The organism is Paenibacillus mangrovi (genome assembly GCF_022898935.1).
Classification (GTDB): Bacteria; Bacillota; Bacilli; order Paenibacillales; family Paenibacillaceae; genus Paenibacillus_AQ; species Paenibacillus_AQ mangrovi.
This window is the reverse complement of sequence record NZ_JALIRP010000004.1, coordinates 279,827-296,664: the sequence shown is the minus strand read 5'-3', so window position 1 is coordinate 296,664 and position 16,838 is coordinate 279,827. Positions and strand designations below refer to the sequence as shown.

At 46.1% G+C, this 16,838-nt stretch carries 15 protein-coding genes and 1 pseudogene; 13 read left to right on the top strand and 3 right to left on the bottom strand.

Annotation, left to right across the window (positions count from 1 at the left end; genetic code table 11):
- Positions 1-23 precede the first annotated feature (23 nt).
- The 9 genes and pseudogenes from MUG84_RS12050 to MUG84_RS12010 all read left to right on the top strand — a co-directional run.
- Positions 24-272: pseudogene (locus MUG84_RS12050) on the top strand (DUF3898 domain-containing protein); the annotation flags it as partial.
- Between the two features lie 73 nt (positions 273-345).
- The gene (locus MUG84_RS12045) at positions 346-1,023 is read left to right on the top strand and encodes an SOS response-associated peptidase (RefSeq protein ID WP_244725259.1); all 678 of its coding nucleotides are present in this window, start codon (positions 346-348) and stop codon (positions 1,021-1,023) included.
- A 234-nt stretch (positions 1,024-1,257) separates the two neighbouring features.
- A complete protein-coding gene (gene bcaP, locus MUG84_RS12040; RefSeq protein WP_244725258.1) occupies positions 1,258-2,649 on the top strand; it encodes a branched-chain amino acid transporter BcaP in 1,392 nt (463 codons plus the stop codon).
- Between the two features lie 131 nt (positions 2,650-2,780).
- The gene (locus MUG84_RS12035; RefSeq protein ID WP_244725257.1) at positions 2,781-4,073 is read left to right on the top strand and encodes a WD40/YVTN/BNR-like repeat-containing protein; all 1,293 of its coding nucleotides are present in this window, start codon (positions 2,781-2,783) and stop codon (positions 4,071-4,073) included.
- Positions 4,074-4,237: 164 nt separating this feature from the next.
- Complete coding sequence (locus MUG84_RS12030; protein ID WP_244725256.1) at positions 4,238-4,417, top strand: hypothetical protein; 180 nt, start codon at positions 4,238-4,240, stop codon at positions 4,415-4,417.
- A gap of 148 nt (positions 4,418-4,565) precedes the next feature.
- A complete protein-coding gene (locus MUG84_RS12025) occupies positions 4,566-4,991 on the top strand; it encodes a DUF2500 domain-containing protein (RefSeq protein WP_244725255.1) in 426 nt (141 codons plus the stop codon).
- Positions 4,992-5,122: 131 nt separating this feature from the next.
- Positions 5,123-5,872 (top strand): SDR family NAD(P)-dependent oxidoreductase, encoded by a 750-nt coding sequence (locus tag MUG84_RS12020; protein WP_244725254.1) that lies wholly within the window; start codon positions 5,123-5,125, stop codon positions 5,870-5,872.
- 327 nt (positions 5,873-6,199) lie between these two features.
- Positions 6,200-8,008, top strand: coding sequence for a hypothetical protein (locus MUG84_RS12015; RefSeq protein ID WP_244725253.1), 1,809 nt, complete (start codon positions 6,200-6,202; stop codon positions 8,006-8,008).
- 164 nt (positions 8,009-8,172) lie between these two features.
- Positions 8,173-9,279 carry a hypothetical protein gene (locus MUG84_RS12010; protein ID WP_244725252.1) on the top strand — a complete coding sequence of 369 codons (1,107 nt, stop codon included), beginning with the start codon at positions 8,173-8,175 and terminating at the stop codon, positions 9,277-9,279.
- 215 nt (positions 9,280-9,494) lie between these two features.
- On the opposite strand, the gene MUG84_RS12005 is transcribed toward MUG84_RS12010, so the two are convergent.
- From MUG84_RS12005 to MUG84_RS11995, 3 genes are all read right to left on the bottom strand, one after another.
- The gene (locus MUG84_RS12005) at positions 9,495-10,880 is read right to left on the bottom strand and encodes an ABC transporter substrate-binding protein (RefSeq protein WP_244725251.1); all 1,386 of its coding nucleotides are present in this window, start codon (positions 10,878-10,880) and stop codon (positions 9,495-9,497) included.
- 118 nt (positions 10,881-10,998) lie between these two features.
- The gene (locus tag MUG84_RS12000; RefSeq protein ID WP_244725250.1) at positions 10,999-11,823 is read right to left on the bottom strand and encodes a carbohydrate ABC transporter permease; all 825 of its coding nucleotides are present in this window, start codon (positions 11,821-11,823) and stop codon (positions 10,999-11,001) included.
- Positions 11,820-12,770 carry a carbohydrate ABC transporter permease gene (locus tag MUG84_RS11995; RefSeq protein WP_244725249.1) on the bottom strand — a complete coding sequence of 317 codons (951 nt, stop codon included), beginning with the start codon at positions 12,768-12,770 and terminating at the stop codon, positions 11,820-11,822. Before MUG84_RS11995 ends, MUG84_RS12000 begins: the two co-directional genes overlap by 4 nt.
- 232 nt (positions 12,771-13,002) lie before the next feature.
- Here MUG84_RS11995 and MUG84_RS11990 point away from each other — a divergent pair, with 232 nt between their 5' ends.
- The 4 genes from MUG84_RS11990 (at position 13,003) to MUG84_RS11975 (ending at position 16,835) form a co-directional block, all read left to right on the top strand.
- A complete protein-coding gene (locus MUG84_RS11990) occupies positions 13,003-13,428 on the top strand; it encodes a cell wall hydrolase (protein WP_280521279.1) in 426 nt (141 codons plus the stop codon).
- Between the two features lie 146 nt (positions 13,429-13,574).
- Positions 13,575-14,009, top strand: coding sequence for a spore coat protein GerQ (gerQ, locus tag MUG84_RS11985; protein ID WP_425313219.1), 435 nt, complete (start codon positions 13,575-13,577; stop codon positions 14,007-14,009).
- A 346-nt stretch (positions 14,010-14,355) separates the two neighbouring features.
- On the top strand, positions 14,356-15,672 hold the full coding sequence (locus tag MUG84_RS11980; protein WP_244725248.1) for a hemolysin family protein: 1,317 nt from the start codon (positions 14,356-14,358) through the stop codon (positions 15,670-15,672).
- 245 nt (positions 15,673-15,917) lie between these two features.
- A complete protein-coding gene (locus MUG84_RS11975) occupies positions 15,918-16,835 on the top strand; it encodes an ArsR/SmtB family transcription factor (RefSeq protein WP_244725247.1) in 918 nt (305 codons plus the stop codon).
- The last annotated feature ends 3 nt before the right edge of the window (positions 16,836-16,838 follow it).

Here is a 16,838-nt window from a genome sequence, read left to right as displayed (position 1 = left end):
ATTGATAACAGATGTATGAAATAGAGGAGAAACAGTTCGAGCTTTGGGCGGCCAGTGACAAGCGGGATATCCAGGAAAAATAGGAACCTGAACAGGTCTACGAGGCAGCCAGCCGGATCGTGGAAATCAAACCGGAGATTGAGATCAAATTTAAGCTCGGTGACACCTATGTGAAAGGTTATCTGGCCGATTTCGGGGACAAAATTCACTTGACCAAGCTGAGAGATAGGTATGCGGTCATTATTGAAGGGGACTCGTTTGTGTTCGATAAAAGCTAACAGCTTCGCATGCATAATTTTCCTCCTATTGGTGGACACTAACGCTACTTTGAGGAGGGTGATTTGCATGTGCCAGCGTTATTCCATGGCCGCCGACTTGCCGGTTGTGCTGGAGCATTTTCAAGTTGACCGTGTAATGTATTATTACAAAAACCGATACAATATTAGCCCAACCCAGTCCGCTCCCGTGCTTCTTCAGCAGAATGGAGAACGCGTGCTGGATGAATTCCGCTGGGGATTTATCCCTTACTGGGGCAGGGACGCCGTGAACGCGGATCTGCGAACCGTTAGAGAGAATCCTTCGTACCGCAAAATGATCGAAAAACAGCGCTGCGTCATTCCCTGCAACGGATTGTACTATTGGAAAAAGGAAGGCAAGAAAATGCACCCGGTGCGAGTGGTGATGAAAGACCGCGGCATGTTCGGCGTTGCGGGTTTGTATGAAATCTGGAAGGGCTATAAAGGAGAGCCGATTCGGACCTGTACGCTGGTTATGACAGACGCCAACCGTCTGATCGGAAATTATGAGGAATCCCGGATGCCGGCCATTTTACCTGAGGAAGCCATGAAGGGTTGGCTCAATGAAGAAAATAATGCTTTCCATTCATTAAGCTCGCTTCTTCAGACATATTCGGATCACGACATGGAGGCTTATCCCGTCACACCGCTTATCGGCAATGATCATCATGACAATTCCGAATGCATTAGGGAAATGGATCTGCAAACCGCATGGGTAAAGCAGTAATCCGGATAGCGAATATACTGAACATAAGCACTCCCAGAATCTATAAGGATCCCATGTGGGAAACCAATAGATTTCTGGGAGTCTTTTATTGTAGCCACATATTGTACATGTAAGTGATTTCCTCGAAATGATACATTGACAAAAAAATATTTTTAAGTTCATAATTAAATTTCGTGAACTAATAATCGCTTTAACCGTTTAAAGTTAAGAAGAAAGCGTCGAGGAGAGATCACAATGGATATTTTTCGTAAAAAAACGGTTGAAAGCATGGGTGAAAATGCTGGGAAGCTGAACAGAACGCTGGGTGCGCTGGATTTAACCGCGCTGGGGGTAGGAGCCATTATCGGAACAGGAATTTTTGTTCTGACTGGAGTAGCTGCCGCTGTTCATGCTGGGCCAGGTCTAATCTTTTCGTTTATGATTGCTGCGATTGCCTGCGTATTATCTGCAATCTGTTATTCGGAATTTGCTTCCACAGTCCCTGTGTCAGGAAGTGCCTACGCTTACAGTTATGTAGTATTTGGTGAAATTATCGCATGGGTACTGGGATGGGATCTGATCCTTGAGTACGGAGTGGCGTCAGCGTCTGTCGCGAGCGGCTGGTCATCCTATTTCATAGGGCTGCTAGACGGATTCGGAATTCATCTGCCAGCTGCCATATCGGGGGCTTATGATCCTTCCAAAGGATCGTTCATTGACCTGCCTGCAGTTATCATAATTTATGTCGTTACTTATTTGCTGAACAAGGGTGTCAAAGAAGCTGCCCGATTTAACAGTATTATGGTCATCGTCAAGCTGGTAATCGTGCTGTTATTTATCGGAGTTGGCGCCTTTTATGTCAAGCCTGAGAACTGGTCGCCATTTCTTCCTTTTGGCATAAGTGGAGTTATTAATGGAGCGGCAACAGTATTTTTCGCTTACATAGGATTTGATGCCGTTGCAACAGCTGCGGAAGAAGTCAAAAGACCGCAACGTGATCTTCCGATCGGGATTATCTCATCACTGGCCATCTGTACCGTATTGTACATCGCTGTTTCTTTGGTGTTAACAGGGATGGTGCCTTATACGCAACTGAACGTGGGAGATCCGGTCGCATTCGCTCTGCGGTTTGTAAATCAAAATACATTAGCTGGATTCATTTCCATAGGCGCCATTGCGGGAATGACAACAGTTTTGCTGGTCATGTTGTTCGGTATGACGCGGCTGCTGTTTGCGATTTCGCGAGACGGCCTCTTGACGAAGAAGCTTTCGAAAGTAAACGAAAAAACCCAAACGCCAACGCAAAGCACCTGGGTGACAGGGACGCTCATCGCACTTTTGGCCGGATTTGTACCATTAAACAAGCTGGCGAATTTGACGAGTATTGGAACTTTGTTTGCTTTTACCGTCGTTTCCTTCGGTATTATTGCGCTACGTAAGAACAAGTTAGGGCTTAAGTCAGGCTTTAAGGTGCCTTGGGTGCCATTTTTACCGATTCTGAGCGCCGCAGCATGCTTTTATTTGATGTTGAATTTACAGTTGATTACTTGGATTGGTTTTCTGATATGGATGGCAATAGGCGTGCTGATTTATTTTATATATGGTAGAAAGCATAGTTTACTAAACAATGAATCTAATGGAAAATAAAAAGCAATTTTGCTAGCATTCCATTCCTTTTCTCAGCCTAAACTGGCGCGAACCCCTGATTATGTTATATTATTTGATTTGGAGGTTTTCTTTTTACAGGACAAGCTGTCTCCAGGAGAGGAGGAACTAGAATGAAATGGTACAAACAGCTTGCTGGGATCACTTTACTGTTCAGTGTATTTTTGAGTGCTTGTTCTTCCGGTGGAGAACAGACAGCAGAGCCCCAGACAGCTACTGCCATTCAGGATTCTACAGAAGCTACAGCTGATCAGGGCCAGACATTGACCGTGGTTACTCCGTCCACCATTAGACAAAGTACGAAGGATTCAGGCAAGTATCAGATTCAAACTAAGCTTACGGATTTTCAGCTGCTTAGTGACACAGTAGGGATCGCTTGGGGATTAACACGCAATGAACTGCGTTTGTATATGACGGAAGATAATGGAAAAACATGGGTAAATATATCCCCTTCATCCAATGTGCAGTTTCCCGCAAATCCACGGTATGGAAAAGATATTTATTTTACAGATCCGATGAACGGGTGGATTGTACGCGATCCGGCCGGGATGAACGAGACGATTGTTCTTCATACGAGTGATGGAGGACAATCCTGGGATGTTGCATCCATTCCTCAGAAAGAAAAAGTATCTGCACTTACCTTTATCTCGCCGCAGCGCGGCTGGCTGATGACTACCAAGGATTCGACTCCGGGTAAAGAGCTAAAGGTGCTGTATCGAACAGATGATGGGGGAGCGGAATGGAACGTTGTTATGCAAAATACAGAGTATAATCCGCAAAAATCAAGCGTTACGAGTCCTATTCCGCACCTAGGTTACACGCTAGGGTTATCCTTTGTGGATTCCAAGACAGGATATGCTGCAGTCCAAGAGCTTGGCGACCCCAAGCTCTACAGAACCCTTGACGGAGGGAATAAGTGGAGTGCTGGTCCGGAATTTTTCAATAAAGAAAAATTAAAAAATTGCGAATCTTATGTATCGGATAACCCACTGTTTTTTGGTTCAGATCACCAAAGCGGTTATATGCCGATTGGTTGCAAGGTTGGGGATACGACCAAGTATAACGGGTATTTTACTAAAGACGGCGGCACTACTTGGAATTTCGTCAATTTTGGATTAGGCAAAAGCGGGGGCCTTAATCAGTCCCTACGACCATCTTTTATTAGCGCGAGCGAAGGCTGGGCACTCATCGACAGCGTGCTATATCACACGGTAGATCAAGGGAAGACCTGGTCCGTAGTTTCGGATAACCAGATGATTAGAGAAATGCTTCAGGAGTATCCTGAGGTTGTAAAGCTTCAGTTTACCTCATCCAAGGTCGGATGGATGCTGGTTCAGAATACGGAGAAGAAAAGCTCTCGGCTGCTCCAGACGATCGATGGTGGAGTGACATGGAAGGTGTTATAAGCAGGGTGGAGAACGATGGTTCTCCACTTTTTTTCTAACAGGATGTAGACGGACTAAAAAAATAAAATTTTAAATTAAATGTGAAATAAATCACAATATATAGGTGCAGATTATGCTATTCTAAGAGTGTAAGAAGAGCTTATCAAACAACGGGAGTGAGAACCATGACAAACTTTAATGAAGAAAAAACAACGGAATACCTGCTTCAATTCTGCTACAACTGCGAGCATGCCTGTACCTGTGACACAGAAGAAAAATGCAGAGAATGCTGGGGTGCACAAGGACTTCTGGATGAACAACAGATGGATGAAACCCGCTATCTACTGGACCAGGTTCATGCGTAAGATAAAAAGCTGCTCCTCCTGAAACCTCCACGAGCTGAAAAGCGAAGTGGAGGTTTTTTTGTCATACATACTGCATATACATGTTATGAACAGGCCCGCTTAAGAACGATGCATCATCCACTCTATAGTCAAAAGAGGAGGGAGAAGCATGCCAGGAGATTCATTTTGGATGTTTGATTTCTTCGGTAAAGTTATGCCGATCTTTTTTGTAGTCGTTATTGGGATCATCGTCTTGTCTGCCGGCAGAGGATTGATGCAGTGGGGGCGGAATAATAATCAGCCTGTTCTCACTGTTGATTCAAGGATTGTCAGTAAGCGAACGGAAATTAAACAGCATCATCATCATGAGCCTAACGATTATATGTCCAGTCATACCAATACAACCTACTTCATTACTTTTGAGGTGGAGAGCGGCGACCGCATGGAATTTCATGTAGACGGGCAGCAGTACGGTATATGTGCCGAAGGAGATCTAGGTAAGCTTACATTTCAGGGAACCCGGTTTAAAGGCTTTGAACGTCATATGCGTTTCGGGAATGAAGCTCAGCCGGGGGCACGGTATCGCGATTATTGATGTCACCTTATTTTTGACTTAGTGGCTGCATCCTTTAGGGTGTGGTCTTTCTGTTGTTATCAAGTGTTCTTGATTCAAGCCCCCGGTGAATTTAAAGTAGAAGCAGTAGATTGAACAAGGAGGAATGGAACATGTCGTTTGAGAATATCGTGGTCGTTGTAACTGGAGCGGCACAAGGGATCGGATACGGTGTCGCCAAGGCCTTCGCGGAGCAAGGTGCTCTACTGGTCATGGGCGATATGAATGAAGAACAGGGTGCTGCCGCGGCAGCTGCGATCCGAAATGAAGGGGGACAAGCAGTCTTCATTCCTTGTGATGTACGCAAGGAGGATGAGATTAAGAATCTGATGAAGACTGCAGAAGACGAGTACGGAAAGATTGATGTCCTGATTAACAATGCTGGGATCTCCCGCTGGAAATCACCTTATGAGTTGTCCGTTGACGAATGGGATGATATTTTAAATACCAATGTGAGAAGCTGTTTTCTTGCAACCCGGGAGGCGGCCCGTTATATGAAAAAGCATGCAGGTTCCGGGGCAGTCATTAATATGGCGTCTACCCGTGCCCTGATGTCCGAGCCGGATACTGAGGCCTATGCCGCCTCCAAAGGGGCCATCGTGGCGCTCACTCATGCCATGGCTATCTCGCTTGGAGTGGACGGAATTCGTGTGAACTGTATTAGCCCGGGCTGGATTGAAACCCAGCATTACGAGACCCTGGGGAAGGCTGACCATGAACAGCACCCGGCGGGACGAGTAGGCAAACCGGATGATATCGCTAGGGCCTGCCTATATTTGGCAGATCCGGACAATACCTTCGTAACCGGGACGCATTTGGTTGTGGATGGCGGGATGACCCGTAAAATGATTTACGAACCGTAACTTTACTCCTGAGTAGTTGGCCCTATTGTATTCCATAATTTCTCTATTGAAGGACAAAAGGATAATACTTCCATATCCGGAATAGTTCCTTTTGTGCAGAGAAAAGTTTCGGAGAAGGAGATGAGCACGTCCTATAAGGACATGGGCTCATCTTTTTTTGTGGGATCAATGCTATAATAACTCCGTTTACGATATAAATTGAGCTAAAGCCACAATGCACGACATCTCAATACATCAAATAAAATAGAGATGAAGATGGCACAAACTTTGGTTCTTTTTATAGACTTGAGGGCTGCCTAAGCCCTCGCATAGGAATGGAGGGAAATTATGATTGTTAAAAATTCTCGATGGCTTGCAGGCTTGCTGATTCTGGCCGCTTCGCTTTTGGTGGGCTTTCAGTCTCCGGCCCAGGGAGTAAAGGCGACGTGGGTATGGCAAACCGAACTGATCGAGGATGGTGGAGGACATCTGCTTGATTTTGCTCGGCAGGAAGGCATTAATCTGATCTACTTACAAATCAATCGGGATTTACCTAAAGCAACCTATGAAACGTTTATTCAGAATGCACATAAGGAGGCAATTGCTGTCCATGCCTTAGGCGGTGATCCCGGATGGGCACTTCAGGAGCATCAGGACCGAATGCTCGGTCTAGCGGATTGGACCATGAATTACAATGCGAGCGTGTCGCCAGAGAACCAGTTTGATGGCATCCATCTCGACATAGAGCCTTACGTCCTTCCTCAGTGGAACACGAATAAGCAAGCAGTAATCAGTTCCTGGGAAAGCAACCTGAAGGCATTTCTTGCCAAGACCTCCGGCAGTTCGCTAGAGCTCGGAATCGATATCCCTTTTTGGTTCGATGATACCAAAACTTCAGAGGGAGGCAGCTTGAACGAATGGTTGATGAATTCTTTTGATCATGTGACGGTGCTCGCATACCGCAATGAAGTGGATACTGAGCATGGCATCGTTTATCTGTCGAAGGATGAGCTTGCTCTTGCCGACCGATTGGGCAAACAAGTGCTGGTTGCCGTCAATACCAAGGAAATGCCTGGGGAAGCACATACGAGCTTCTATGGGCGCGGGAAAGATCAGATGAACCAATCTCTCAGGCAATTGTCAGGCGAACTGAGTTCGCATGCTTCCTTTGCCGGGATCGCTATTCATGATTTCCGGAACTGGGAGAACATGCCTGGCGGCGGTGGAGGAGGAGGTACAGATCCCGGAGGGGAACAGCCCGGAACGGATCCGAATCCTCCGATTAACCCAGATCCTACACCTGATCCAGATCCGGGAGCCGGCGACAGGGTACCGGATGCGGATCCTGTCAACCGGGATCAAATCGTGAGAGGTACGTACATTTGGGATGCTAATGAAGTGCTGCAGAATGGTCAGGAAATACTCGATTTTGCCAAAGAAAAGAATCTCAATTGGCTGTACGTCCGCCTGGATCTCCAGCAGCCGTTCAGCGCTTACAGTTCCTTTGTGAAACAAGCCTCTGCGGCCGGGATTGAAGTGCATGCCATGGGAGGACATCCGATTTGGGCTTTACAGGAAAACCGGCCGAAAATGATGAAGCTGGTCAAGTATGTAAAAGATTATAACCGGGCAGTCCAAGGAGATGAGCGTTTTCACGGCATACATTTGGATATCGAGCCTTATGTGCTGCCGGAATGGAGGAGTGATCCACAGGGGGTCATTGCGCAGTGGACATCGAACCTTGACGCTTTTGTCACCGAGCTGAAAAAGGATTCCAACCTGCAGGCCAGCATGGATTTGGCCGTATGGCTCGATAAGTACAAGGCTCCCGGCGAGGATATTTCGCTAAGCAAATGGATGATTAATCGTATGGATCATGTGTCGTTAATGGCATTCCGGGATAAAGCAGGCGGTTCAAACGGTATCGTCAACGTGTCGAAGGAAGAAATCGCCTTTGCGAATGAGTTGGGCAAACCGATCTTGCTCTCGGTAGAAATGAAGGAAAGTCGTGAAGGGAATCATATTACCTTCTACGAAGAAGGAGCGCAGTACATGGAGGGAGAGCTGGCGAAGCTCCCAGATCTGTTGAAGAGTTCTCCTTCGTATACGGGCAATGTTGTGCATGCCTATTCTTATTGGAAAAACGCCAAACCATAAGTTAATGAATCATATTTCAGGCCCCTATCAGCTCATACCGGAGATGGATAGGGGCTCTCTTTTTGTGTCCCGAGTCAGATTCCATCTAGGCATTCACATAGAAAAGCCAGAGCGCATAACATAAGGTGTTGGCATTTGAGGAAAATGAAGGAGCGTGAACTTGAATGGCAGGTCAGATCAAGCATTATTTTGCACGCGGAAATACAGCTGCGGGTTTGTATACTTTGTATGACTCTGTGTTAAGTGGACTCGATACCGTGTTTGTGATCAATGGCCGGAGCGGATCTGGAACTTCTCAGCTGCTGAGTGAATTGGCAGAAGCATGGGAGGATACGAATTGGACCAAGCATTATATACATGAAGCGCTGGATCATAATCGGCTTGAAGGGATCATTCTTGAAGAAGCACGTATTGCTATTATCGACGGAAATGCATGGAGTGCGGATCCTATACTGGAAGGAACGGAACTCCGAATTCTGGATATTAGCCAAGCTCTCCGAGATGAGCTTCTGGAAGAAGCGGAGGAGGGAACAGAAGCTGAGGAGCAGGAGATGGCTTCACTTTACAAAAATGCTTATGACTCTTTCTTAAGAACACTCCGTATTCATGATGAGTGGGAAAAGTTCTATATCGATAATTTAGACCGGGAGGAAGCTAACCAGATTACTTCCGAGTTTGCGGATGAGTATCTGATTCCGATTTCCACTAAAAAAGCGAAGATCACACGTCGTTTTCTGGGTGCAGCAACCTGTCAGGGCGCTGTAGATTATGTGCCTAACTTAACGGAATCACTGCGTACCCGTATTTTTGTGAAGGGGCGTCCCGGCTCCGGCAAATCCACTATGTTCAAAAAGCTTGCGAAGGAAGCGGAAGCAAGAGGCATCGATACCGAGATTTATCACTGCGGCTTTGATCCAAACAGCCTCGATATGCTCATTTTTCCGGAGCTGAGTCTGGCTATTTTCGACAGTACAGCACCGCATGAGCATTTTCCGAGCCGTGAAGGTGACAGCATCCTCGACGTATACGAGCTGGCGATCCATGAAGGCACAGATGAGGCATATGCTGAAGAAATCTCGGAAATTCGCGGAAGATATGCATCTTCCATGAAAAGCTCAATCGCTATTTTGTCAGATGTGAAGCGGATCCGGGACGAGGCATGGGAAGCGTATGATGCTGCTATAGATATCCATGCATTAAAAGCTTTTGCCTCTCAAATCGTCCGGCAAGTTGAAGAATTGACGAATAGCAGCACAGTCTCGAAAGAGTAGTAACGTAATAAATATTATGTAAACAAAAATATTGCAAATTAAGCCCCCCTTCCTCGATAAACGCAGAAGGGGGGCTTAACGCCGCTTAAGTGCTGATTAAGTGCTGCTTAAGTGCTGCTAAGTGCTGCTAAGTGCTGCTAAGTACTGCTAAGTACTGCTAAGTGCTGCTAAGTGCTGCTAAGTGCTGCTAAGTGCTAAGTGCTGCTAAGTGCTGCTTACTTGCTAACGGTTTTGTTATACTCTTGGATTTTGCTTGTTATGGCTTTAGCTGCATCTTCTAAAGCTTGTGTAGATGATTTTTTGTTGTTTAATACTTCTTCAATCGCTGTTTCTGTCAGTTGTCTGGCTTCTGGGAAGACGCCCATCACGGCACCTTGTGTTGCAAGGCTTGGTGTAGTTTGGTGAAGCTGATCTACTGCTGTCTGAAACTGAGGATACTTGGTCATGTTCTCTTTGACGGTTTGCTCGTCATAGGCTTTTTGTGTAATCGGGAAATAACCGGTATTAATATGCCACTCGGCCTGGGATTTTGGCTCGGCCAAGAACTTGATAAATTCCCAAGCGGCTTTTTGTTCGGCTTCTGGCCGGTTATTCAGAATCCAGTTGCTGGCTCCGCCGACGATCACACCGCCTTTGACGCCAGCATCCGCTTTTGGCAGGAATCCCGTACCAACTTCGAATTTGCCTTCGGCAGATTTAACAATGCTTCGTAAGGAAGCCGTGGAATCCAGTGTCATGGCGATTTGACCGGCTGCGAATGCCTTGGAGGTATCATCCGTTTTGCGGCCCAAATTAAGCATGGTTTTGTCGTCAATCATCTTCTTCCACCAGTCGAGCGTCTTCACGCCGGCATCACTGTTCAGAAGGGAAGTGTTGGCCGGTTGTGTGCGTCCATTGCCGTTATCTACGAGTTCGGCTCCTTGGTTGGCGAACAGTTGCTCCATGAACCATCCATAAATGGCAAAGGAACCGCCGGCTTGGCCGGGCTTGGTCAATTTCTTGGCGGCTTCAGCCACTTCCTCATAGGTCGCAGGCGGTTTTTCAGGATCAAGGCCCGCTGCCTTAAAGGCGTCTTTATTATAGTAAAGAATCGGGTTTGAGGTGTTAAAGGGCATGGAGTAGAGCTTGTTATCAAATGTATAATAATTCAAAATGTTAGGCTCAAGGCTGGAAGTGTCATATTTTTCGGCATCGATAAATTGCTGTACCGGAGTTATCGCTTTGCTGTCAATCATGAAACGGCTGCCGATTTCGTATACCTGGATCATGGTAGGACCGCTGTCGGAGCCCAGAGAAGCTTTGAGCTTATTCAGGCTTTCGTCGTATTTCCCCTGATACTCAGCCTTAACGACGATATCCTTATGCTCGGCATTGAATTCATCCACCAGCTGCTGTGCTGCTTTACCAACATCACCGCTCATGGAATGCCACCATACCACTTTGACAGGTTCTTCTTGTTTAGCAGGAGTTTTAGGAGCTTCAGGAGCTGCAGCAGCAGGTTCCTCTTTGGTAGCTGCTCCATTCGAGCCGCAGCCCGATGCAACCAGCATCATGCAGGACAGCAGGAGCATGGCCAATGATTTCTTTCCAAACGGTTTCATTTTTTTCTCTTCTCTCCCTTTGAAATAGTGGTTTTATTGTGAAATTACAGGCTTCCCGCGGCAAGCGGCGCCTATAATGAGCACACCGTAAGGTACATAACGTTAATAATTAATAGAATTAACCTTTAAGAGCTCCAGCCGTAATCCCGCGTACTAAAGGCTTCAGGCCAACAATTAGCAATATCAGCGAAGGCAGCAGCATCATAACAATACCGGCCATGACCACATTCCAGGCAGTCACTTCCTCAAACTGGAGCATGCTGATACCAATCTGCACCGTCCGCATGCTCTCTTTATTCGTGATTAGCAGCGGCCACAAATAATTGCTCCAGTTGGTGAGAAAAGAGTACACGGCGAGCGTAGCCAGTGACGGTGCGGACAGCGGAAGTACCAATTGAACGAAAATGCGGAGGTGCCCGCAGCCATCAACTTTCGCAGCTTCGAACAGTTCTTTTGGAAGCTGAAGAAAATATTGCCTCAGTAGAAACGTGCCGAAAGCAGAAGCCAGGAAAGGGACAATCAATCCTTGATACGAATCAATCCAATGCCAGCTCCTCACGGTCAAATAGTTGGGAATCATCGTGACTTCCCATGGGATCATCATCGTGGATAGAAACAGCGAGAAGATGACCGCTTTGCCCGGAAAGCACAGAAAGGCAAAGGCATAAGCAGCCATACTTGCCGTTATTAATTGTCCAAGCATGATGGCGGTGGAAACGACAAAGCTGTTCGTTATAAACCGGATCACCGGAACCGTCTCAACGACCTGAAGAAAATTGTCCCAGTGCAGTCCGGATGGGATCAGCCGAGGAGGGTATGTAGCTGATTCGGCGCTGCTCATAAATGCAGATGACAAGGTGAAGAGAAGCGGAAACAAGATGAACAGGGAGGCAATACTCAGTAGGATATAAAGTATCGTTTGATTAATGGGACGTATGCTCACTGGTAATGCACCTTCCTTTCACCGAATTTGAATTGGACAATCGTCAGCAGCGTGATCAGGACGAACAGGATCAATGCCTGCGCGCTGCCGATCCCAAACCGGTAATTAATAAACGCATCCTGATAGATGTTATACACGAGAACATCCGTGCTGTTCATCGGACCGCCTTTGGTCAGAATATTAATTTGGGCGAAGGACTGAAAGGCACTGATCATCGAAACGACACTAATAAAAAATAATGACGGGGAAATTAAAGGGATGGTGATGCGGAAGAAAGTACGGAAAGGACCCGAACCGTCCATTCTGGCGCTCTCATACAGATCTTCCGGCACACTTTGCATACCACTTAGCATGACGATGTAGTTAAAACCGAGATTAAGCCATACGGTCATCAAGGCAATGGACGGGAGAGCCCATTTCGGGTCTGTCAGCCAGGCAATAGGGGAAATCCCGAGCAGGCTAAGTCCATAGTTCAGGATACTTAACGTCGGATGATACAGCACCATCCAGATGACCGAACCGGTACCTACCGATATAGCCATCGGAAGCGAGAAGAAGAATTGAAAGAGCTTGGTCAGCTTAAGCTTTGGAATCGAAATGGCGGCCAGCAAGAGAGCTACAGCAACTCCGGTCGGTACCGTAAGAAGAATGAACTTTACAGTGATCAATAGACTGTTGTAAAAGATTTCGGAAGTCAGCACATTTTTAAAGTTGTCTAAACCTACGAAAGAAGCCACTCTGCCTTGCGGATCGGTTAGATATAAACTCAGGTAGATCGATTTGAGTAGCGGATAAAACAGGAAAATGCCGAACAGGATCAGCGATGGGGCCAAAAAGAAATAAGCTAACGATCTCTCCTTCCAGCGGCTGGTCCGGAGCGAAGCAGCGCTTGTACTTCGGGAAGCTTCCCGCGGGAGCGGTGTAGCAATACTGATATCTTTCTCCATAGGGCTAAATGACCTCGCTTTAAGGATGAATTTTCCATTCGTTACAAGTATAAGGTTGCAGTGTTAAGGTGGAGTCAGAGGGGTGTAAAGCTTTCAAACGCTTTTTATTAAATTGTCAAATGAGATTAAATGCTGTCGCAATCATGTACAAGCAGTCAAGATTTGTTGTCACTCAACTGGGCGAATGCACATACACTTATAAAGAATATTAATCCTGCGGGGAGGTAGGATCTTGGGTGTAATCAAAACGAATTCAGAGCAAACCAAGCTGCTCGCTCGTTTGATGAGGGCTGAAGCCGAAGGTGAAGGAGATCAAGGTATGCTGATGGTCGGGAACGTCGGCGTGAACCGTGTCCTGGGTAACTGTATGGATTTCAAAGATATTCGCACCATCGAAGATATGGTTTACCAAAGTCCAGGCGGTTTTGAAGCCGTGCAGAAGAGTTACTTTTATCAAAAGGCCAGGGATTCGGATATCCGGCTCGCTGAGCGCAGCATTAATGGAGAGAGGTATTGGCCAGCGACGAATTCACTGTGGTATTTCCGTCCCGTTGGCGAATGTCCGGCCACCTGGTACAGCCAGGATAATACCGGACGCTATAAGGCTCACTGTTTCTTTAGTCCCCAGTATTCGGATTGTCCGAATGTATATTATTGAATGCGCCATTGTCATGTGAGCGAAATACGTAAGTTTTGATATGGAATTGTACTTATAAGGAGGATTTTAATCTAATGATGCCTTATCCTTTTCGTCCAGTGAGTTATGGTGTGGGAGGCGGATATCCTGGTGTGTCTGGTGGCAGTATGGGTATGCCTGGCGGCAGTATGGGTATGCCTGGAGGCAGCATGGGCATGCCCAGTGGAATGCCAATGGGAACTATGGGTGGTGCGGGAACAACTCCTCCGCCTGTTCCCAGCGGCAGTGCGATTGGTCCGGGAGGAACAGTTATACCAGGTCCGCCACCGCAATTCGAGCAATCCTACATCGAGAATATTTTGCGTATGAACCTCGGCAAGACGGGGACCTTTTACATGACCTATGAAAATAACTCGCAGTGGAATGCAAAAGTATTCACAGGCATAGTTGAAGCAGCTGGGCGTGATCACATTATTATCGTAGACGGTACAACAGGCCAACGCATCATCTTGCTGACACTGAATCTGGATTACATCACATTTAACGAGCCGCTGAATTACCAGTATCCAGGTGTTACAGGAACCGCTGTCCCAGGCCGCTAATCGTTGATCAATTCAAATTAATAAATCATTTTATCTGCAAAAAGCTGAAAAGGCCGCCTTTCCTGTCATAAATGACAGGGGGCGGCTCTTTTGGCCTGTTAAACGAAGGTTTGCTTAGAAAAACATCAGGTCCCTGTAATATTCAGTCATACCCTGACGTTTGACTGTGTACTGTATAATTATATAATTAATGATATGTACCTAAAAAACACAAAGAGATTGGAGGTGGATCCATTGGGAAATTGATGCTGAACATTTCATACATGACTGAATTGGTCTACAACTTTACAATACGAAGGAGGTGTACCTATTTGCCGATTAAGTAATACGGTGAATAGGAAGAAGATTGGCTGACCCCTTACCGAGTTTCATAAATTTGATTTGGGTAGTGGTATTGGTATTATTAAATGGTTTTTTTGTATCCGCGGAATTCGCCATGGTGAAAATACGGAGCAGCCGTGTGGAAACCCTGGTTGATGAAGGACGCAAAGGTGCGGTTTTTGCACAAAGCATCGTAAATAATCTGGATGCCTATTTATCTGCTTGTCAGCTTGGCATCACACTCGCTTCACTCGGACTTGGATGGCTGGGAGAACCTTTCATGGCAAGTCTCATTAGACCTCTGTTACATGCCTTGGGCTTTGGAGAAGCCGCTGTTCACGGAATTGCCGTGGCAATCGCTTTTCTGCTGATAACGATTTTGCACATAGTGCTTGGAGAACTGGCCCCGAAATCGATGGCGATCCGCAACGCGGAATCTGTCGTATTGATGTCAGCTGCTCCGATGGTGTTTTTTAATAAGCTGATGTATCCTTTCATCTGGGTTTTGAACGGGCTAGCGAATGCTTTACTGCGTTTGCTGCGCATTGCACCGGCATCGGAATCTGATTCCGCCCATACGGAGGAAGAGATTCGGATTCTGATGAAAGAAAGCAACAAAAACGGACTCATTGACAATACGGAGCTTGCATTGGTTGATAATATTTTTGATTTTGTTGAAACCACCGGACGCGAGATTATGATCCCCCGTACGGAAATGATCTGTTTGAACACGCAGTTGCCTCGGGAAGAAAATCTTGAAATTGCTTACGAAGGCATGAGAACCCGTTATCCTGTTTGTGATGGTGACAAGGATCATATTATCGGATTTATTCATATTAAGGATTTGTTACGTTCCAATGCGACTGAATACAGCACTTTAATTCGTCCAATCCTTGCTGTACCGGAATCCATTCAGATCAGTGCTCTGCTGAAACTGATGCAGCGGGGCAAGACTCAGATTGCCATACTGATTGATGAGTACGGTGGCACATCCGGGCTTGTAACCCTTGAAGACATTATGGAAGAAATCGTCGGTGAAATTCAGGATGAATTTGATGAAGAGCGTCCTGGCATTGAAAAGATTCGTGAGAATGAATATTCGATTGACGGATTAATGCTCATTGATGAAGTGAACGATCGATTCGATCTGGAGCTTGATACGACAGATTATGACACCGTTGGCGGTTGGTTGTATTCACGTGTCGAAGCGATCCCTCCCCAAAAGGGGCAGTCGGCTGAACTCGATGGTCATATTTTCATAGTGGAGGAAACGGAACAAAAGCGCATATCAAGGATTAAGCTGCTGAAGCCGCAAATGATGGTGGAGGAAGCGGGCGCATAAAGTATAATATAGAAAATAGGGCACGGTGCATATGCATCGTGTCTTTTCGTATGAGTTGAATCCGGTTCCGTATATTTGGTATGATGTCAATTGTCGCAGGTAAAGGCGAATAAACTGTATAAAAGCACAGTCACTTCGTAAAATTCCAAGTAAATAGATGGAAACAAGTGGAATTCTTTAAAGAGTTCAAGTTATAATGGAGTCAATTTTACAACTCAAACAACATCGAAGGGAGGAAACGCAGATTGGATTATACCATAGATCTACAGTTCGAACCCATTCATGAATTTATGAACAGCCTACATTCCTACATATGCCGAAAGTCACATAAAAAAATTGATCTTGCTCCATCGTGGGCCCAAGAAACTAAAGAAAAGCTTACGCCTGAGTTTGCCAAAACGCTTGACGGAATGCTGATCAACGGTGATTGGACCTTAGCCTATCTGCTCGCTTTCCTTGTGCCGAAGGGACTCGGGGTTGATGGCTTTCTTACATGGTTTGAGCAGTTAAGCATTCACGATTTGATAGAACTTTTCGCTGCAAATGGGAATAAATTCCCACAGTATGAACTTGAGGTTTTTCAAAAAAGCATGCTATCCCTGTTTCACCAGTGGAATGAACAATATTATAAGAATGTGGACCCGGCCATTTTAAATGCGCTGCAACTTGAAAAGAAAGAGAGGCTTCAGCGACTGACCGAGATCCAAGGAGAAGCGTTTGTGGACGAGACAACCAATGGAATGCTGTTCAAACCATTTCCGGGGTTCAAAGAGCTATGGCTCGTTCCTCAGTATCATTTTCAGCCTTTGAATATCGTTAGCCAATATGGTGATAAAATCATCTGTCATTATAATTCATGCATCTATTTAGGTGACGAGGACGTCATTCCTACACATGATCTTCGGCTGCTCCGCAGTTTGGGTGAAAAAAACCGGCTCAAGATTTTAAGATTTTTACATCAAGGACCCCGAACGTTTACAGAAATTGTGAGTCATTTGAAGCTTTCAAAGGGAATTACCCATGATCATATCTCTAAGCTCCGGAGCGCGGGGGCATTATATGCACATTTTGAAGGAGAGAATTTGACGGAATACAGCCTTCGAAAGAATGCGCTCTACAAGCTGCAGAATCGCCTGATCCATTATATTGAAGAGGGCGGATAGGTT